The sequence below is a fragment of the Streptomyces cyaneofuscatus genome, assembly GCF_033109485.1.
Classification (GTDB): Bacteria; Actinomycetota; Actinomycetes; order Streptomycetales; family Streptomycetaceae; genus Streptomyces; species Streptomyces cyaneofuscatus.
The window spans coordinates 5,757,149-5,776,814 of record NZ_CP137002.1; the positions used below are offsets into that span (position 1 = coordinate 5,757,149).

At 71.6% G+C, this 19,666-nt stretch carries 13 protein-coding genes; all 13 read left to right on the top strand.

Annotated features, from left to right (window positions below):
• The first annotated feature begins 195 nt into the window (after positions 1–195).
• A complete protein-coding gene (gene folC / locus R2B67_RS25215) occupies positions 196–1,719 on the top strand; it encodes a bifunctional tetrahydrofolate synthase/dihydrofolate synthase (protein WP_317821245.1) in 1,524 nt (507 codons plus the stop codon).
• Positions 1,720–1,726: 7 nt separating this feature from the next.
• On the top strand, positions 1,727–2,098 hold the full coding sequence (locus R2B67_RS25220) for a DUF4233 domain-containing protein (protein ID WP_317821247.1): 372 nt from the start codon (positions 1,727–1,729) through the stop codon (positions 2,096–2,098).
• A gap of 108 nt (positions 2,099–2,206) precedes the next feature.
• Entirely contained in the window at positions 2,207–2,620 is a 414-nt protein-coding gene (gene ndk / locus R2B67_RS25225; RefSeq protein WP_109165697.1) for a nucleoside-diphosphate kinase, read from the top strand.
• Positions 2,621–2,908: 288 nt separating this feature from the next.
• Entirely contained in the window at positions 2,909–3,928 is a 1,020-nt protein-coding gene (locus R2B67_RS25230) for a rod shape-determining protein (RefSeq protein WP_015608503.1), read from the top strand.
• Between the two features lie 171 nt (positions 3,929–4,099).
• Positions 4,100–5,170, top strand: a complete 1,071-nt coding sequence (gene mreC / locus R2B67_RS25235) for a rod shape-determining protein MreC (protein WP_018511484.1) — start codon at positions 4,100–4,102, stop codon at positions 5,168–5,170.
• Positions 5,171–5,181: 11 nt separating this feature from the next.
• Positions 5,182–5,847, top strand: a complete 666-nt coding sequence (gene mreD / locus R2B67_RS25240) for a rod shape-determining protein MreD (protein WP_317821249.1) — start codon at positions 5,182–5,184, stop codon at positions 5,845–5,847.
• Positions 5,844–8,063: a penicillin-binding protein 2 gene (gene mrdA, locus R2B67_RS25245; RefSeq protein ID WP_317821250.1), complete on the top strand. Its 2,220-nt coding sequence runs from the start codon at positions 5,844–5,846 to the stop codon at positions 8,061–8,063. The genes mreD and mrdA overlap by 4 nt, the downstream gene beginning before the upstream one ends.
• The gene (gene rodA / locus R2B67_RS25250) at positions 8,063–9,256 is read left to right on the top strand and encodes a rod shape-determining protein RodA (RefSeq protein ID WP_109977676.1); all 1,194 of its coding nucleotides are present in this window, start codon (positions 8,063–8,065) and stop codon (positions 9,254–9,256) included. The genes mrdA and rodA overlap by 1 nt, the downstream gene beginning before the upstream one ends.
• Positions 9,257–9,285: 29 nt before the next feature.
• Complete coding sequence (locus R2B67_RS25255) at positions 9,286–10,812, top strand: CYTH and CHAD domain-containing protein (protein ID WP_317821251.1); 1,527 nt, start codon at positions 9,286–9,288, stop codon at positions 10,810–10,812.
• Positions 10,813–10,864: 52 nt separating this feature from the next.
• Positions 10,865–12,793, top strand: coding sequence for a TIGR03960 family B12-binding radical SAM protein (locus R2B67_RS25260; RefSeq protein ID WP_317821253.1), 1,929 nt, complete (start codon positions 10,865–10,867; stop codon positions 12,791–12,793).
• A gap of 67 nt (positions 12,794–12,860) precedes the next feature.
• The gene (locus R2B67_RS25265; protein WP_317821255.1) at positions 12,861–14,003 is read left to right on the top strand and encodes a phosphatidylglycerol lysyltransferase domain-containing protein; all 1,143 of its coding nucleotides are present in this window, start codon (positions 12,861–12,863) and stop codon (positions 14,001–14,003) included.
• A 124-nt stretch (positions 14,004–14,127) separates the two neighbouring features.
• A complete protein-coding gene (locus R2B67_RS25270; protein WP_109977673.1) occupies positions 14,128–14,907 on the top strand; it encodes a TIGR03936 family radical SAM-associated protein in 780 nt (259 codons plus the stop codon).
• A 235-nt stretch (positions 14,908–15,142) separates the two neighbouring features.
• Positions 15,143–19,411: an Rne/Rng family ribonuclease gene (locus R2B67_RS25275; protein ID WP_317821257.1), complete on the top strand. Its 4,269-nt coding sequence runs from the start codon at positions 15,143–15,145 to the stop codon at positions 19,409–19,411.
• Positions 19,412–19,666: the final 255 nt, after the last annotated feature.

The window sequence follows — 19,666 nt, forward strand, 5'->3', positions numbered from 1 at the left end:
ACGAGGACTCTCCGGAGCCTTGCGATGCACCGCACCTGACGCCCCCCGCTGATCCACGCCGAATTGTCGGACACCCCCTGCGCGAAGCCCCGCACCCCCGACCGACCGGGGATGCGGGGGCTTCCCCGTACCGCCGCCGGGGCAGTGAGCCGGGCGCTGCGCGCGATGTCGGTGCCCATCCGTAGACTGGGCCCCGTGAGTGAGCCCCGCCCTTCAGACCGGCACGACGCGTCCCAGCCCGACGACACCTTCGAGGAGATCGTCGGCGAAGAGACCCAGCGCGACCCCGACCTGGCGGTGATCGAAGCCGGGAGCCGCACCCTGCGCACCTACGGGGGCGCCCCTCAGGCCGATGTGGTCCCCGCCCGGCCCGCCGACCCCGAGACCGACCAGGCGCTCCGCGCGGTGGAGCAGGAGCTCGCCGGACGCTGGGGCGAGACCAAGCTGGAGCCCTCCGTCACGCGCATCGCCGCCCTGATGGACGTCCTCGGCGAGCCGCAGCGCGCCTACCCCTCGATCCACATCACGGGCACCAACGGCAAGACGAGCACCGCCCGCATGATCGAGGCCCTGCTCAACGCCTTCGAGCTGCGCACCGGGCGCTACACCTCGCCGCACGTCCAGTCGATCACCGAGCGGATCAGCCTCGACGGCTCCCCGATCGCGCCCGAGCGGTTCATCGAGACGTACGAGGACATCAAGCCGTACGTCGAGATGGTCGACGCCCAGCAGCCCTACCGGCTCTCCTTCTTCGAGGTGCTCACCGGCATGGCGTACGCGGCCTTCGCCGACGCGCCCGTCGATGTGGCGGTCGTCGAGGTCGGCATGGGCGGCACCTGGGACGCCACCAACGTCATCGACTCCACCGTCGCCGTCGTCACCCCGATCTCGCTGGACCACACCGACCGCCTCGGCACCACGCCCGCCGAGATCGCCGGGGAGAAGTCCGGTGTCATCAAGCAGGGCGCGACCGTCATCCTGGCGCAGCAGCCGGTGGACGCCGCGCAGGTGATGCTGAAGAAGGCCGTCGAGGTGGACGCCACCGTGGCCCGCGAGGGCATGGAGTTCGGCGTCACCTCCCGCGAGGTCGCGGTCGGCGGCCAGCTGGTGACTTTGCGCGGACTCGGTGGCGAGTACGAGGAGATCTTCCTCCCGCTGTACGGGGCCCACCAGGCGCACAACGCGGCCGTCGCGCTCGCCGCCGTCGAGGCGTTCTTCGGCATCGGCGCCGAGCAGGCCCGCTCGCTCGACATCGACGCCATCCGCAAGGCGTTCGCCGCGGTGGTCTCGCCCGGCCGGCTGGAGGTCGTGCGCTCCAGCCCGACCGTCGTCCTGGACGCCGCCCACAACCCGGCGGGAGGCCGGGCCGCGGCGGACGGCATCTCCGAGGCGTTCAGCTTCTCCCGGCTCATCGGCGTGGTCGGCACCAGCGGTGACAAGGACGTGCGCGGGCTCCTGGAGGCCTTCGAGCCGATCTTCGCCGAGGTCGTCGTCACGCAGAACTCCACCGACCGCGCGATGGACGCGGACGAGCTGGCCGCCATCGCCGTCGAGGTCTTCGGCGACGACCGGGTCCAGGTCGAACCGCGGCTCGACGACGCGCTGGAGGCGGCGATCACGCTGGCCGAGGAGGACGACGAGTACGCGGGCGCCGGAGTCCTGGTGACCGGATCGGTGATCACGGTCGGCGAGGCCCGGCTGCTTCTGGGAAGGGGCTGAGTCCCGGATGCGTACGCTCTGCGCCTCGACACTGCTCGGTGAGTTCTTCGTGATCGGCTTCGCCGGACTCGTCGCGATGAAGCTGGACGACGTCTCCCAGGCCACGGTCTGGACGGTCTGCGGCGCCGGCATGGTGCTGTCCCTGCTGCTCTGCGGGATGCTCGGCCGGCCCGGCGGCGTCCAGCTCGGCTGGGCGCTCCAGGTCGCGCTGGTCCTCAGCGGCTTCGTGGTCCCGATGATGTTCATCCTCGGCCTGGTCTTCGGCGGACTGTGGTGGGCCTCCATCCACTACGGCCGCAAGATCGACGAGGCCAAGGCCCGCTGGGCGGACCAGCAGGAGCAGCAGGCTCAGCAGGAGGCAGGCGGGGCCACGGCCTGATCCGTCGGCCGACGCGAGGGTGACCCTGAGTGAACCCGGGCGCAGACCCCTCCCCGTATCCCTGTAATCTCGCCTCACCGCACCCGTAGTGTCTGCAAGGAGCCGCACATGACTCAGCGCACCCTCGTCCTGCTCAAGCCCGACGCGGTCCGCCGCGGCCTGATCGGCGAGATCGTCGGCCGGATCGAGCGCAAGGCGGAGTGGCGGATCACCGCGCTGGAGCTGCGCACCCTGGACCACGACACGCTGGAGCAGCACTACGGGGAGCACAAGGGCCGCCCGTTCTACGAGCCGCTCATGGAGTTCATGGCCTCCGGCCCGGTCGTCGCCCTGGTGGCCGAAGGTGAGCGGGTGATCGAGGGCATCCGTACCCTGGCCGGCCCCACCGACCCGATCGCCGCCGCGCCCGGGTCCATCCGTGGTGACTTCGGCACGATCACCCGGGAGAACCTCATCCACGCCTCGGACTCGCAGGAGTCCGCAGAGCGAGAACTGAAGCTTTTCTTTCCGGGACTTTCCTGACCCGATCGGCCAAACAGCGCTGCATGCCTGGGGCGACCGAAGTAATTCGGTCGCCCTTCGGCATAGGGTTTGGGATCGCGGGAACGCATCCCTCCGACGTAACGTCACCATGGGTAGAACGGGCACCCGTTCCGCCTACACCGGCGAAGGACCCTCGCGCTGTGTCCGTGCATACGGCACTACGATGGAAGCTTCCACGCCCGCAGCGCCAACCTCGCCTACCAGAACAAGCCATCTTCGCTACCTGGGAAGGCCCGACGCATCCTCATGGGGAACAAGGGGAACTCAATGTCGTTCATCGGCCGTGACATGGCTATCGACCTCGGGACTGCCAACACGCTGGTGTACGTCAGGGGGCGCGGCATCGTCCTGAACGAGCCGTCCGTCGTGGCCATCAACACCAACACCGGCGGGATCCTGGCGGTCGGCTCCGAGGCCAAGAAGATGATCGGGCGCACGCCGGGCAACATCGTTGCCGTGCGGCCCCTGAAGGACGGCGTGATCGCCGACTTCGAGATCACGGAGCGGATGCTCCGCTACTTCATCCTCAAGATCCACAAGCGTCGCTACCTGGCCCGCCCCCGGGTCGTCGTCTGCGTGCCCTCCGGTATCACCGGGGTCGAGCGCCGCGCCGTCATCGAGGCATCGACGCAGGCCGGCGCGCGCCAGGTGCACATCATCGAGGAGCCCATGGCCGCCGCCATCGGCTCCGGCCTGCCGGTCCACGAGGCCACGGGCAACATGGTCGTCGACATCGGTGGCGGCACCACCGAGGTCGCGGTGATCTCGCTCGGCGGAATCGTCACTGCCCAGTCGATCCGGACCGCCGGTGACGAGCTGGACAACGCGATCATCCAGCACATCAAGAAGGAGTACTCCCTCCTCCTCGGTGAGCGGACCGCCGAACAGATCAAGATCACGATCGGTTCCGCGTTCGACCTGGAGAAGGACGAGCACACCGAGATCCGTGGCCGGGACCTGGTCTCCGGGCTGCCCAAGACGGTCGTCATCTCGGCCGCCGAGGTCCGCAAGGCCATCGAGGAGCCGGTCAACGCGATCGTCGACGCCGTGAAGACGACGCTCGACAAGTGCCCGCCCGAGCTCTCCGGCGACATCATGGACCGCGGCATCGTCCTCACCGGCGGCGGCGCGCTGCTGCGCGGTCTGGACGAGCGGCTGCGCCACGAGACGGGCATGCCGATCCACATCGCCGAGGACCCGCTGGACTCCGTGGCGCTCGGCTCCGGCAAGTGCGTCGAGGAGTTCGAGGCGCTCCAGCAGGTGCTGGACGCCCAGCCCCGCCGCTAGGACGGCCACGACATCACCCGATCCGGCGCGCGGACGCTGCGGCTCCGCCCGCCGGATCGTTGATATAGATCGTTGCTGTACACGTACTGAAGTACGCAGGTGCTGACGCACGGACAGCCACGTACACACACAGGCACGAACATTCCGACGAGGAAGGCACGGCCGCCGCACGTGAGGGACACACGAGAGAGCCGGCTGCTCCTGGTGCTGCTGATCGCCATCGCATTCGCCCTGATCACGGTGGATATCCGAGGCGGCGAGGAGTCACCGGTCGACGGCGCACGGCAGGCCGCGGCCACCGTCTTCGGGCCGATCGAGAACGGCGTCGCGACGGCGGTCGACCCGGTGGGCAACGCCATAGGGGCGGTACGGGACTCCGGCAAGCGACACGACCGGATCTCCGCCCTGGAGCAGGAGAACGCCGCGCTGAAGGCGAAGCTCGGCAGCGACGACCGCACCAACAGCCGCGTCCGCCAGCTCGACGCCATGCTGAAGAACGCGGGCGCCGGTCAGTACGGCATCAAGGGCGCCGAGGTCATCGCCATAGGAGCGGCCCAGGGCTTCTCCTGGACGATCACCATCGACGCCGGGGCCAACGACGGCATCCGCCGCGACATGACCGTCCTCAACGGTGAGGGGCTGGTCGGGCGGGTCACCACCGTCGGCCCGAGCACCGCGACGGTCCTGCTCGCCAACGACCCGGACTTCACCGTCGGCACCCGGATGGAGAAGACCGACGAGCTCGGCTTCGCCACCGGCCAGGGCTCCCGCCCGCTCTCGGTCCAGTTCCTCAACGGCAAGGCCAAGGTGAAGGCGGGCGACCGCCTCGTCACCTTCGGCTCCAGCAAGGACAAGCCCTTCGTGCCCGGCGTCCCCGTCGGCGAGGTCGTCCGCGTCGACCCCTCGGGCGGCGCGCTGACCCGGACCGTCTACGTGAAGCCGTACGTCGGGTTCACCAAGCTCGACATCGTCGGTGTCGTCGTCCAGGCCCCCCGCCAGGACCCGCGCGACACGGTGCTGCCCAAGGCGCCCGTCAAGGCGAAGCCCAAGCCCACCCCCACGGTCACCGTCACCGTCCAGCCCAACGGCGACCTCGTCGACGGCTCGGGCAAGGTCGTCGGCAACATCAACGAGAACGCGGGCGACGGCGCGGCAGCCGGCGACGCGGCAGGCAACCAGCAGGGCAACGCCCAGCAACCGGGCGGCCAGCAACCCGACAACGCGGCAAACGACCAGGAGTAGAGCTGATCCCCATGCGCCTCAACCGGACTCTGCTCTCCACCGCCCTGGTCGTCGTCGCCCTCGTCGTCCAGGTGACCGTCCTCGCCCGCCTCCAGCTCCCCGGCGCCGTCCCCGACCTGCTGCTCCTCACCGTCCTCGGACTCGCCTTCGTGTACGGGCCCGTCAGCGGCGCGTTCATCGGCTTCGGCGCCGGCCTCCTCGCGGACCTCGCGCCCCCCGCCGACCACGCCGCCGGGCGCTACGCCCTGGTGCTCTGCGTCATCGGCTACCTCGCGGGCCTCGCCCGGCCGGAGAACGGGCAGCTCAAGTCGGCCTTCGCTCCGATGGCCGTGGTGGTCGCCGCCGCGCTCGGCTCGACCCTGCTCTACGCGGGCGTCGGCGCCCTCGTCGGTGACACGGCCGCCCGCCATGTGGGCCTGGGCAGCCTGCTGTTCACCGCCGCGCTCTACGACCTGCTGCTGGCACCCTTCGTCGTGCCGCTGATCATGGCCCTGGCCAGACGCACCGAGAACGACCCGCTCTCCGAGGCGTCCGGCGGAAGCAACGACGTCGCCGCCGGCTGGCTCGCCTCCGGCACCGGGCTGCGCATCGGCAACCAGCGCGGCGGCCTGCGCGCGAAGGCCGCCCGCAACCGGGCCTCCCGCGCGGGACGCATCAAGGGGGTCAAGCGACTGTGAGCAACATTCCCGAGACCGGGCGGACCCAGCGGGTCCAGATCCGGCTCATCGTCATCCAGGTTCTCGTCTTCTCGCTGCTCCTCACCCTCGGCGGCCGCCTCTGGTACCTCCAGATCCGCAACGGCGACGAGTACACCGCCGAAGCCGCCGGCAACGGCGTCCAGCAGGTCGTCCAGCCCGCCGTGCGCGGCTCGATCCTCGACGCGCGCGGCGTCCCGCTCGCCGACAACGAGACCCGCCTCGTCGTCTCCGCCAGCCGCACCGAGCTGCTGAAGATGAAGGACGACGGCGTCGGCGTCCTCACCCGCCTCGCCGACGTCCTGGACATGAAGGCCCAGGACGTCCGGGACAAGGTCCGCCTCTGCGACTCCAAGACCCCCCAGCCCTGCTGGAACGGCTCGCCCTACCAGCCGATCCCGGTCACCGACGAGGCCACCACCCAGCAGGCCCTCCAGATCCGCGAGCGCGCCGAGGACTTCCCCGGCATCACCGCCGAACCCACCGCCGTACGCCGCTACGCCGCACCCGGCAAGGCGAGGACCGCGCAGGTGCTCGGCTATCTGTCGCCCGTCACCGACGAGGAGATCCAGAAGGCGCAGGACGGCCCGTCGCCGTACCTGCGCTCGGACCAGGTCGGCCGGTCGGGGATCGAGCGGACGTACGACAAGGAGCTGCGCGGCAAGGCCGGCGTCACCCGCTACGAGGTCGACAACCTCGGCCGCGTCATGGGCGAGGCGGAGAGCGACCCCGCGGTGGCCGGCTCCACCCTCGTCACCAGCCTCGACGCCCGCGTCCAGGCGGTCGCCGAGTACGAGCTCGCGCAGGCGATGAAGACCGTCCGCCAGGAGACCGACAAGATCACCGGCCGCAAGTACGAGGCCGACTCCGGCGCCGTCGTCGTCATGGAGTCCAAGACGGGCCGCATCGTCTCCATGGCCTCCCAGCCCGACTACGACCCCAACGACTGGGTCGGCGGCATCTCCGGCAAGCAGTACGCCAAGCTCACCAGCAAGAAGTCCAACTACCCGCTGCTCAACCGGGGCATCCAGGGCCAGGCGCCCGCCGGCTCCATCTTCAAGGTGGTCTCCGCGAGCGCCGCCGTCCGCGGCGGCCACGCCTTCAACGACCGCTACAACTGCAGCAGCTCCTACAGCCTCGGCAGCCAGACCTTCGCCAACTTCGAGTCCCAGGGCCACGGCCCCATCACCCTCGGGGACGCGCTCAAGTACTCCTGCAACACCGTCTTCTACCGCCTCGGCCACGAGGAGTGGGCCAAGGACGGCGGCATAAAGCCGAAGAAGGACGCCAAGAACTGGTTCTACACCACCGCCCGCGACTTCGGTCTCGGCGCCGAGACCGGCATCGACCTGCCCAACGAGGTCAAGGGCCGCATCCCGGACCGCCAGTGGAAGCAGGACTTCTGGAAGGCGAACAAGGACGCCTGGTGCAAGGAGGGCAAGAAGGGCGGCACCTACGTCCAGCAGATCGCGTACGAGAGCTGCCTCGAAGGCAACCAGCTCAAGGCCTACGACAGCATCAACTACGCCATCGGCCAGGGTGACGTCCTCGTCACCCCCATCCAGATGGCCACCGCGTACGCCGCCATCAGCAACGGCGGCACCCTCCACGCCCCCACCGTCGGCAAGGCCGTGATCAGCCCCGACGGCAAGTCGGTCCAGGAGATCAAGCCCAAGTCCACCGGCAAGCTGCCCGTGAACGCCCAGACCATCAAGGACCTCGACAAGGGTCTGCGCTCGGTGGTCGAGCCCGGCGGCACGGCGGCCTGGCGGTTCGGCGGCTGGCCGCAGGACAAGATCCCGATGCGCGCCAAGACCGGCACCGCGCAGGTGTACGGCAAGCAGACCACCTCGTGGTTCGCGACCTACACCGACGACTACACGATCGTCATGACGATCTCCCAGGGCGGCACCGGCTCCGGCGCCTCCGGGCCCGCCGTCCGCAAGATCTACGACGCGCTCTACGGCCTCGACGCCGAGGGCAACCAGGATATGAAGAAGGCCCTGCTGCCCAAGCCCCAGAAGGCGCTGCCGAAGATCCAGCCCGACGGATCGATCCACGCCCCGAAGATCAAGCCGTACAACCCCGTCCCGACCCAGCCCGAAGGCCAGGAGGCGGACCCGGAGAACCTGGTCCCGCAGCCGCCGGGCCAGCCGGGACTCACCGGATCACCCGCGATGACCGGGAGGCGACCCTGATGGCCGGTGGCTTCTCCGTATCCCGTTACGCCCCCGATCAGGGCTCCTGGGCCAAGCTGACCGCCCGCGACTCCGTCGCCCGGCGGCTGGACTGGCCGCTGCTCGGGGCCTCGCTCGCACTCTCCGTGCTCGGCGCGGTGCTCGTCTGGTCCGCGACCCGCAACCGCGACCACCTCACCCAGGGCGACCCGTACTTCTTCCTCCTCCGGCACGCCATGAACACCGGCATCGGCGTCGCCCTGATGATCGCCACGATCTGGCTCGGCCACCGCACCCTGCGCGGAGCCGTCCCGGTCCTCTACGGCATCTCGGTGCTGCTGGTCCTGGCCGTCCTGACTCCGCTCGGCACCACCATCAACGGCGCCCACGCCTGGATCAAGCTGCCCGCCGGGTTCTCCATCCAGCCCTCCGAGTTCACCAAGATCACCATCATCCTGGTGATGGCGATGCTGCTGGCGGCCCGGGTCGACGCGGGCGACCAGCCCCACCCCGACCACCGGACCGTCGCCAAGGCGCTGGGCCTCGCGGTCATCCCGATGGCCATCGTCATGCTGATGCCGGACCTCGGCTCGGTGATGGTGATGGCCGTGATCGTCCTCGGCGTCCTGCTGGCCTCCGGCGCCTCCAACCGCTGGGTCTTCGGCCTGCTCGGCGCGGGCGCCGCCGGAGCCGTGTCGGTCTGGCAGCTCGGGCTGCTCGACGACTACCAGATCGCCCGCTTCGCCGCTTTCGCCAACCCGGCGCTCGACCCGGCCGGCGTCGGCTACAACACCAACCAGGCCCGCATCGCGATCGGCTCCGGCGGCCTCACCGGCACCGGGCTCTTCGAAGGCACCCAGACCACCGGCCAGTTCGTCCCCGAGCAGCAGACCGACTTCGTCTTCACCGTCGCCGGTGAGGAGCTGGGCTTCCTCGGTGCCGGGCTGATCATCGTCCTGCTCGGTGTCGTCCTGTGGCGCGCCTGCCGGATCGCCCGCGAGACGACCGAGCTGTACGGCACGATCGTCGCCGCCGGCATCATCGCCTGGTTCGCCTTCCAGTCCTTCGAGAACATCGGCATGACGCTCGGCATCATGCCGGTGGCCGGTCTGCCGCTGCCCTTCGTCTCCTACGGAGGGTCCTCGATGTTCGCCGTCTGGGTCGCGATCGGGCTGCTCCAGTCGATCAGGGTGCAGCGACCCATGTCCGCCTGAATCCGGCTCACGGGGGTAGGTGTCCGTATATGGCGGACACCAAGCGCGAGATCGAGCGGAAGTACGAAACCACCGACGCCACCCGGCTGCCCGACCTGAGCCGGGTGGCCGGGGTCGGCCAGGTCGTCGAGCGCGGCGTCACGGAGCTGGACGCCGTCTACTACGACACCGCCGACCTCCGCCTCGCCTCCCACTCCCTCACCCTGCGCCGCAGGACCGGCGGGGCCGACGAGGGCTGGCACCTCAAGTTCCCCGTCGCCACCGGCATCCGCGACGAGCTCCACGAACCCCTCGCCGACACCCTGCCGCCCTCCTTCGCCGCCCTGCTCCGCTCCCGCCTCCGCCACACCGAACCGGCCCCCGTCGTCCGCCTGCTCTCCTCCCGCGACGTCCAGCACCTGAACGACCCCGACGGCACCCTCCTCGCCGAGGTCAGCGTCGACACGGTGCTCGCCGAACGGCTCGCGGGGGAGGGGACCGGCACCACCGCCACCTGGACCGAGATCGAGGTCGAGCTCGCCGACGACGGCGACCCCGCCTTCCTGGACGCGGTCGAGAAGCGGCTCCGCAAGGCCGGGGTGCGCCCCTCGGAATCGCCGTCCAAGCTCGCCAGGGCGCTGGCGGAGACCGCTCCCGTACGCAAGGAGAAGGAGCCGAAGGCGGACGACCCGCAGACCACGGGCGACCACGTCCTCACCTACGTACGCAAGCAGATCCGCACCATCGTCGACCTCGACCCCGCCGTCCGCCGCGACCTGCCCGACTCCGTGCACAAGATGCGCGTGGCGACCCGCAGGCTGCGCAGCGCCTTCAAGACCTACCGCAGGATCCTGGACCGCGAGACCACCGACCCCGTCGGTGCCGAGCTCAAGTGGCTCGCCGGTGAACTGGGCGTCGACCGCGACCAGGAGGTCCTGGACGAGCGCCTCACCACCCGGGTCGATGCCCTGCCCACCACGCTGGCCCTCGGACCGGCGGGCAGTCGGCTGACGGTCTGGTCGGCCGCCCGCCGCACCGGATCGCGCCGCCGCATCACCGACGTACTGGACGGGAATCGGTATCTGGCCCTCCTCGACACCCTGGACGCCCTGGCCGCCGACCCGCCCCTGCGCCCCGCCGCCTCCCGCGCCCCCGGCAAGGAGCTGCCCCGCGCGGTGCTCAAGGACTACAAGAAGCTCGCGCGCCGCATGGACCACGCCCTGGAGCACCCGCCGGGCCCCGAGCGGGACGCCGCGATGCACGAGGCCCGCAAGGCCGCCAAACGTGCCCGGTACGCGGGCGACGCGGCCAGGCCCGCCCTCGGAAAGCCCGCCAAGCGGTTCGCCAAGCGGGTGAAGGCCGTGCAGACCGTCCTCGGCGACCACCAGGACAGCGTGGTCGCCCGCGACGCCCTGCGCACCCTCGCGATCGAGGCACACGCGGCCGGCGAGACCACGTTCACCTGGGGACTTCTGTACGGGCACGAGGAGGCGGCCGCCGACGCGCGGGAGCGCGAGCTGCCCGAGGTGTGGGCGCGGGCCTCGGACCCCGTACTGCGGGCGGATCTGAAGCACTGAGACGCGGGGTACGCTTGATGGTCACCCCTGCCGGCTCACGAAGGTTCGCGAGATGTCTGCCGCATCGGTCTTCCCACAGCTCGAAGCTCTGCTCCCGCATGTGCAGAAGCCCATCCAGTACGTCGGCGGTGAGCTGAACTCCACCGTCAAGGACTGGGACAGCTGCGACGTCCGCTGGACCCTGATGTATCCCGACGCCTACGAGGTCGGGCTGCCCAACCAGGGCGTCATGATCCTCTACGAGGTACTCAACGAGCGCGAGGGCGTCCTCGCGGAGCGCACGTACAGCGTCTGGCCCGACCTCGAAGAGCTGATGCGCGAGCACAACGTGCCGCAGTTCACCGTGGACAGCCACCGCCCCGTCGGCGCGTTCGACGTCTTCGGGCTGAGCTTCTCCACCGAGCTCGGCTACACCAACATGCTCACCGCCCTGGACCTGGCGGGCATCCCGCTGGAGGCCAAGGACCGCACGGTGGACCACCCGATCGTCCTCGCGGGCGGCCACGCGGCCTTCAACCCCGAGCCGATCGCGGAGTTCATCGACTGCGCGGTCATCGGCGACGGCGAGCAGGCCGTCCTGGAGATCACCGAGATCATCCGCGCCTGGAAGGCCGAGGGCCGCCCCGGCGGCCGCGACGAGGTGCTCTTCCGGCTCTCGAAGACCGGCGGCGTCTACGTCCCGCGCTTCTACGACGTCGAGTACCTCCCCGACGGCCGCATCGGCCGCGTCGTGCCCAACCGGTCCGGCGTGCCGTGGCGCGTCTCCAAGCACACCGTCATGGACCTCGACGAGTGGCCCTACCCCAAGCAGCCCCTCGTCCCGCTCGCGGAGACCGTGCACGAGCGGATGTCCGTGGAGATCTTCCGCGGCTGCACCCGCGGCTGCCGTTTCTGCCAGGCCGGCATGATCACGCGCCCCGTGCGGGAGCGAAGCATCACCGGCATCGGCGAAATGGTCGACAAGGGCCTCAAGGCGACCGGCTTCGAAGAGGTCGGCCTGCTCTCCCTCTCCTCCGCGGACCACAGCGAGATCGGCGACATCGCCAAGGGCCTCGCCGACCGCTACACCGACGACAAGGTGGGCCTCTCGCTGCCCTCCACCCGCGTCGACGCGTTCAACGTGGACCTGGCCAACGAGCTGACCCGCAACGGCCGCCGCTCCGGTCTCACCTTCGCCCCCGAGGGCGGCTCCGAGCGGATGCGCAAGGTCATCAACAAGATGGTCTCCGAGGAGGACCTGATCCGGACGGTGGCCACCGCGTACGGCAACGGCTGGCGTCAGGTGAAGCTGTACTTCATGTGCGGCCTGCCCACCGAGACCGACGAGGACGTCCTCCAGATCGGTGACATGGCGGTCAACGTCATCGCCAAGGGCCGCGAGGTCTCCGGCCAGAACGACATCCGCTGCACGGTCTCCATCGGCGGCTTCGTGCCCAAGCCGCACACCCCCTTCCAGTGGGCCCCGCAGCTGAGCGCCGCCGACACCGACGCCCGGCTGAAGAAGCTCCGGGACAAGATCCGCGGCGACAAGAAGTACGGCCGCTCCATCGGCTTCCGCTACCACGACGGCAAGCCCGGCATCGTCGAGGGCCTGCTCTCGCGCGGCGACCGGCGCGTCGGCTCCGTCATCCGCGCGGTCTACGAGTCCGGCGGCCGCTTCGACGGCTGGCGCGAGCACTTCAGCTACGACCTCTGGATGAACTGCGCCGAGAAGACGCTGCCCGAGTACGGCGTCGACGTCGACTGGTACACCACCCGCGAGCGCACCTACGAAGAAGTCCTGCCCTGGGACCACCTCGACTCCGGCCTGGACAAGGACTGGCTCTGGGAGGACTGGCAGGACGCGCTCGACGAGACCGAGGTCGAGGACTGCCGCTGGACCCCCTGCTTCGACTGCGGCGTCTGCCCGCAGCTCGACCTGGACATCCAGATCGGCCCGACGGGCAAGAAGCTGCTCCCGCTGAGCGTGGTCAACAAGTAGCAGCTCCGTGACACACCGCAGGCCCGGCCCGGCAACCCCGGACCGGGCCTGACGCGTCATTGAGGGCATGGACGACAGCAAGCACCAGGAACTGGAACGGTACGAGCCCCACACCGCCCTGACCCGGCTGATCAGGATCCCCGTGCGCATCGTGGTGCTGGTCCTGGTGCTGCCCGTCCGCATGGTCTGGGACCTGCTGGCCGCCGGCTGGCACGCTGCCGACCGGACCCTGCTCCGCCCGCTGGGCCGGGGCCTGGCCTGGCTGGCCGACACTCTGGTCCTGACCCCGCTGTCCTGGCTGTTCACCAACGTCCTCACCCCGCTGGCCCTGGCCGTCACGTGGCTGGCCACCGCCCTCTTCATCTGGCCCTGGATCGGCCTGTGGCGGTATGTGGTCGTGCCTGGGGCGAAGTACGGGGTCGCGGTGCCGCTGGTGTGGCTGTACGGGACGGTTCTCACGCCGCTGGGCCGGGGTGCGGCCTGGCTGTTCACCACGCTGGTGGTCGGGCCGGTGGTGGGCCTGTGGCGGTACGCGCTCGTCCCGGCGGCCCGGTACGGCGTGATCGTGCCGCTGGTGTGGCTGTACGGGGCCGTCCTCACCCCGCTGGGCCGGGGCACGGCCTGGGCGCTGGACAGGGTGTGGCAGGGGACCGCCTGGGTCGTCGGCGAGGTCTGGAAGGGGATCGCGGCCACCGGGCGCGGGCTGGGGATCGCGGTCACCTGGCTGGTCATGACGCTGCTCGTCGCCCCCGGCTCCTGGCTGTACCGCCGCCTCCTCGCCCCGGTCGGCCGGGAGATCGCGGACGCCGCCGAGGTCGCCTGGCGGATCGCCGGGTACCTCTCCCGGGCGCTGGGCCGGGGGATCGCCTGGCTCTTCCGGCACCTGATCGGCGTACCGGTCGCCTGGGCCTACCGCACGGTGTGCACCCCGCTCGGCCACTTCGTCCGGGACGCCCTCTGGGCCCCGGCCCGGCGCGCCGCCCTCGAAGCGGGCCGCGCCGCCCGGTCCGCCCTCGCCACCGCCCGGGAAACCGTGCGGCAGGCCCGCCGCGACGCCTGGCGCGCCCTGGTCGGCGGAACGGCCGGCGCGCGGTCCGGGGAACCGCAGGGGGTGCCTGCGCGTACTCTGGGTAGTACAACGACTGTCCCCAGCGCGGCGCAGGCGCCCGAGACCTCCCTGCTGGACGAGAAACTCGTCAAGCAGGGGTGAGCCGGAGCGGCACCCCGGGGACCACCCCGTATTTCGTGGGCGGCGCTCCACAGCGCCCGCCCCGCACCGAGGAGAAGAACCACTGGGCAAGCGACAGCCCGAAGGCCCGCCGCCCGCACCGGCAGTGCAGCGCATCCGTTTGCGCTACACCAAGCGCGGCCGCCTCCGGTTCACCAGTCACCGCGACTTCCAGCGGGCCTTCGAGCGGGCACTGCGCCGCTCCGAGGTGCCGATGGCGTACTCGGCGGGCTTCACCCCGCACCCCAAGGTCTCCTACGCCAATGCCGCCCCCACCGGCACGGGCAGCGAGGCCGAGTTCCTGGAGATCGCCCTCACCGAGGCGCGCGACCCCGACCTCCTGCGTCAGCTGCTCGACAGCTCGCTGCCGGACGGTCTCGACATCACCGACGCGGTGGAGGCCCGCACCTCCGGCCTCGCCGAGCGGCTGACCGCCTCCGTCTGGGAGATGCGCCTCGACGGCGTCGATCCCGACGAGGCGCGCAGCGCCGTCGACGCGTTCAACGCCGCCGAGAGTGTCGAGGTCCAGCGCAAGGCGAAGAACGGCATCCGCACCTTCGACGCCCGCGCCGCCGTCGCCGACCTGCAGGCCCTTGATCCACCGGCTGATAGGCCCGGGGACAAGCCCTGTGCGATACTGCGGCTGGTTGTTCGGCACGTGACACCTGCCGTGCGACCCGACGACGTCCTGTCCGGTCTCCGCGCTGTGGCCGACCTGGCGCCGCCCGTCCCCGCCGCGGTGACGAGGCTGGCGCAGGGGCTCTTCGACGAGGAGTCCGGCACGGTGACCGACCCGCTCGCGCCCGACCGCGAGGCCGCCCCGACCGCACATCCCGCGGTCGCAGCAGCCGTCGCGACGGCGCCGGAAGGTGCAGGTTCCGCGTAAGGCGGTCGTTGTAGCGCAGCCCTCCGACTCGGGAGCCACCTGGGTCGGGCCGCGCACTGACTGACCCGACAAGACTTTCGCCAGGCCGTCCGCAACACCGCGGACGGAACCGGCGAGCCAGACATCAGCTCCCGTGCGGCGCCCGCGCCCCGGACGGCCCTGCCGCACCACTGCGGACCGTGGCCGGACCGGAATCAGACGCGGCGCCCGGGAGCGCGACGGGAGAACCGCCCGCATGCCTCAGCCGAACGAACCCGCGACCAACGGGAACAACGAAGAGAACACCCCCGGGGACAAGCTGCCGCCGCGCCGCAGGCGCCGCGCCGCTTCCCGCCCGGCAGGCCCGCCCGGCGCGGTCCAGGCGCCCGCCGCCGAGGAGACCGCACCGGCCGCCGTCGTGGAGACCCCGGCCACCGCGCCCGAGGAGACGGCCCCCGAGTCGGCCGCCGAAGCCGCGCCCCCCGCCCGTACGCGCCGTCGCGCCGTGCGCAAGGCGACCGCACCCGCGGGCGCTCCGGAGACCGCCGAGGTGGTCGCCGAGACCGTCGAGACCCCTGCTCCGGTGGCCGAGGCCCCGGCCCAGGCCGCCGAGACCGCCGAGGAGGCCCCGGCGCCGCGTACCCGCCGCCGCGCGGTCCGCAAGGCGACGGCTCCGGCCGGTGCCCCGCAGGCCGCCGAGGTCGTCGAGGTCGTCGAGACCCCGGCCGAGCCGCTCGTGGCGGAGCCGGAGGAGGACGAGGAGCCGGTGGCCGAGGCAGTCGAGCCCGAGGCCGCCCCGGAGCCGCCCGCCCCGCGCCGCCGTCGCGCCTCCCGCAAGGCCACCGCGCCCGCCGGTGCCCCGCAGGCCGCCGAGGCCGCTGTCGTGGTCGAGCCGGCCGCGCCCGCCGCACCCGTGGCCGAGCCGGCCGCCGAGGCCGCCGCGCCCGTCGAGCCCGCGGCCCCCGCCGCCGAGGCCCCGCGTGGCCGTACCCGCCGCCGTGCCTCCGCCCCGGCCGGCACCCCGCAGGCCGCCGCCGCCACGGATGCGGCCGCGCCCGCCCTGGAGCCGGTCCCGGCCGCCGCCGAGGCCGCCGAGCCCGCCGAGGAGGCCCCGGCGCCGCGCAGCCGCCGTCGTGCCTCCCGTAAGGCCACCGCCCCTGCCGGAGCCCCGCAGGTCACCGAGGTGGCCGAGCCGGTCGCCGAGGAGTCGGTGGAGGCCGTCGAGGCCGCCGAGAGCCTGCCCGCCGCCGTGGCCGAGGAGCTCGCCGCCGAGGCGGAGGAGGTCGAGGAGGCCGCCCCGCGCGGACGCCAGCGCCGCCGGGCCACCGCCGCCGCGGGCCGCCCCGAGTTCACGACCAAGGCCGAGGAGCCGACCCGCAAGGGCCGCCGCGCCACGCGCCCCGCCGTCGCCGTGTTCCAGGCCCCGGTCTTCGCCGAGCCGATGTTCCAGACCCCGGAGACGGCCGCCGCCGCTGCCGCGGCCGGTTCCTCCTCCCCGTACGACGAGGTCGACGAGGCCGAGGAGCGGACCGCCGAGGTCGCACAGGCCCCCGCGCCCGCCGAGGCCGCGCCGCAGGGCGGCTCGCGCCGCCGTCGCCGCCGCCGTGGCGAGGCCGCCGAGCAGCCCGAGCAGACCGCCGCCCCGGTGGAGGCGCCCGCCGAGCAGCCCGCCGAGGAGGCCCCCGAGGCCGAGGCGGACGAGCACGAGGGCGAGGACACCGACGAGTACGGCGACCGCCCCTCGCGCCGCCGCCGTCGCGGTGGCCGCCGTCGCCGCCGTGGCGAGGCCAGCGACACGGACGAGGCCGAGCAGCACGCCGACGAGGCGCCCGCCCCGTCCCGCTCAGAGGACGACCAGGCGCCGGCCCAGGTCCAGGAGGCCGACGAGGAGGAGGACGACGACAACGACTCCGCCGCCTCCGGTTCGAGCAGCAGCCGGCGTCGCCGCCGCCGTCGCCGTCGCAGCGGTGAGGGCGGGTCCGAGGCCGACAACGGCACGGACGACCCGGAGCGTACGGTCGTCAAGGTCCGCGAGCCCCGCAAGAAGGAGGAGCGCGAGCCGGGCACCGGCTTCGACGAGGTCCAGTCCATCAAGGGCTCGACCCGTATGGAGGCGAAGAAGCAGCGCCGCCGCGAGGGCCGCGAGCAGGGCCGCCGCCGCGTCCCGATCATCACCGAGGCGGAGTTCCTCGCCCGCCGCGAGGCCGTCGAGCGCGTGATGGTCGTCCGCCAGAGCGGCGAGCGCACCCAGATCGGCGTCCTCGAGGACAACGTGCTCGTCGAGCACTACGTCAACAAGGAGCAGGCCACCAGCTACGTCGGCAACGTCTACCTGGGCAAGGTCCAGAACGTCCTGCCGTCCATGGAGGCCGCGTTCGTCGACATCGGCAAGGGCCGCAACGCCGTCCTGTACGCCGGTGAGGTCAACTTCGAGGCGCTCGGCATGGCCCACGGGCCGCGCCGCATCGAGACCGCGCTCAAGTCCGGCCAGTCGGTCCTGGTCCAGGTGACCAAGGACCCGATCGGCCACAAGGGCGCCCGCCTCACCAGCCAGGTCTCGCTGCCCGGCCGCTACCTCGTCTACGTGCCCGAGGGCTCGATGACCGGGATCAGCCGCAAGCTGCCCGACACCGAGCGCTCCCGCCTCAAGACGATCCTCAAGAAGATCGTCCCCGAGGACGCGGGCGTCATCGTGCGCACCGCCGCCGAGGGTGCCAGCGAGGACGAGCTGCGCCGTGACGTCGAGCGGCTGCAGCAGCAGTGGGAGGACATCCAGAAGAAGGCGAAGGGCACCAGCGGCTCCAACGCGCCGACGCTGCTCTACGGCGAGCCGGACATGACCGTCCGGGTCGTCCGCGACATCTTCAACGAGGACTTCTCCAAGGTCATCGTCAGCGGTGACGACGCGTGGGAGACCATCCACGGGTACGTCTCGCACGTGGCGCCCGACCTCACCGAGCGGCTCTCCCGCTGGACGTCCGAGGTCGACGTCTTCGCGACGTACCGCATCGACGAGCAGCTGATGAAGGCGCTGGACCGCAAGGTCTACCTGCCCAGCGGCGGTTCGCTGGTGATCGACAAGACCGAGGCGATGGTCGTCGTCGACGTCAACACCGGCAAGTTCACCGGCCAGGGCGGCAACCTGGAGGAGACCGTCACCAGGAACAACCTGGAGGCGGCCGAGGAGATCGTGCGCCAGCTGCGGCTGCGCGACCTCGGCGGCATCGTCGTCGTCGACTTCATCGACATGGTGCTGGAGTCCAACCGGGACCTCGTCCTGCGGCGTCTGCTGGAGTGCCTGGGCCGCGACCGCACCAAGCACCAGGTCGCCGAGGTCACCTCGCTCGGCCTGGTCCAGATGACCCGTAAGCGGGTGGGCCAGGGTCTGCTGGAGTCCTTCTCCGAGACCTGTGTCCACTGCAACGGGCGCGGTGTGATCGTCCACATGGAGCAGCCGACGTCCGTCGGTGGCGGCGGCGGTTCCAAGAAGTCCAAGAAGCGCCGTGGCGGCGCGGGCCAGGACCACGAGCACGGTCACGAGCAGGACCACGGCCACGAGCACGGTCACGACGACGACGCGGCCGAGCCGGTCGAGACCGAGTCCGAGGCCGAGCTGGCCGCCGAGGTCGCCGCCCCGGTGGCGGTGGAGCCCGAGGTCACCGCGGACGAGGAGTTCTACGGCAGCCCGGCCGAGGCCGAGGCGGCGGCCTCGCGTGGCCGTGGCCGCCGTCGGGCGTCCCGCAAGGCGTCGGCCCCGGCCGGTGCCCCGAGGACCGAGGCGCCCGCTCCGGTCGTCGAGGCGGAGCCGGTCGCCGAGCAGGTCGTGGAGCCGGTCGCCGAGCCGGTCCTCGACACGCCCGAGCCGGCGAATGCTCCGGAAGCCCCGGTCGCCCAGGAGGCCGCCGAGGTGGCCGAGGCCGCGCCCCAGGGCCGTACGCGCCGTCGCGCCACCCGTAAGGCCACCGCCCCGGCGGGTTCGCCGAAGCAGGCCGAGTCGGCGGAGCCCGTACAGCCGGCCGAGCCCGCCACGGACCCGGTCGCCGTCGAGGACCCGGTCGTCGAGGTGCCCGCCGAGGCCCCGGCCCCCGTCCAGGAGCAGGCCCCCGTGGCCGAGGCTCCCCAGGAGGCCGCACCGCCGCGGGCCCGCCGCCGGGTGACCCGTAAGGTCACCGCTCCGGCGGGTTCGCCCACGGGCTCCCAGGAGGCGGCGGTCCTCGTCGTCGAGTCCGCGCCCGAGCCGAAGGGAGCCGAGGCCCCGGAGGCCGAGGCCGCCGAGGCCCCCGCGTCCGGTGAGCCGGACGAGGCGCCCGTGGCGAAGAAGACGGCCCGCAAGGCCGCCGCCAAGAAGGCTCCGGCGAAGAAGGCGGTGGCCAAGAAGACGGCCGCCAAGAAGACCGCCGCGAAGAAGACGACGGCGAAGACGGCCGCGAAGAAGACGACGAAGAAGACCGTCGCCGCCGAGCAGTCGTCGCCTTCCGTGACCGCCTCGGCGCCGTCCACCGACGGTGAGGCGTCGACCGGCTGACGTCTCCCGGCAATCGGCTGTTCATTGTCCGTGGCCCGTCCCGTTACTTTCGGGGCGGGCCACGGGCTTTGTTCCAGAACTGATGCAAGGGCGGTTAACGTTCCCGAAATCAGTTGTGAAATCCCTGATAATGTGATGGCGGCTGTTGGACTGTCAGAGTTCTTCGCAGAAACTACAATTGGTGACCGGTTCGGAGATCCACGGACCGGATCGGATTCCCCGGCAGGGCGTCGGCATCGTGCCGGTGGCGTTTCG

Coding starts and splice junctions, on each gene's coding strand:
- R2B67_RS25220 (WP_317821247.1), top strand. CDS start 1,727: ATGCGTACGCTCTGCGCCTCGACACTGCTCGGTGAGTTCTTCGTGATC.
- ndk (WP_109165697.1), top strand. CDS start 2,207: ATGACTCAGCGCACCCTCGTCCTGCTCAAGCCCGACGCGGTCCGCCGC.
- R2B67_RS25230 (WP_015608503.1), top strand. CDS start 2,909: ATGTCGTTCATCGGCCGTGACATGGCTATCGACCTCGGGACTGCCAAC.
- mreD (WP_317821249.1), top strand. CDS start 5,182: ATGCGCCTCAACCGGACTCTGCTCTCCACCGCCCTGGTCGTCGTCGCC.
- rodA (WP_109977676.1), top strand. CDS start 8,063: ATGGCCGGTGGCTTCTCCGTATCCCGTTACGCCCCCGATCAGGGCTCC.
- R2B67_RS25255 (WP_317821251.1), top strand. CDS start 9,286: ATGGCGGACACCAAGCGCGAGATCGAGCGGAAGTACGAAACCACCGAC.
- R2B67_RS25260 (WP_317821253.1), top strand. CDS start 10,865: ATGTCTGCCGCATCGGTCTTCCCACAGCTCGAAGCTCTGCTCCCGCAT.
- R2B67_RS25265 (WP_317821255.1), top strand. CDS start 12,861: ATGGACGACAGCAAGCACCAGGAACTGGAACGGTACGAGCCCCACACC.
- R2B67_RS25275 (WP_317821257.1), top strand. CDS start 15,143: ATGCCTCAGCCGAACGAACCCGCGACCAACGGGAACAACGAAGAGAAC.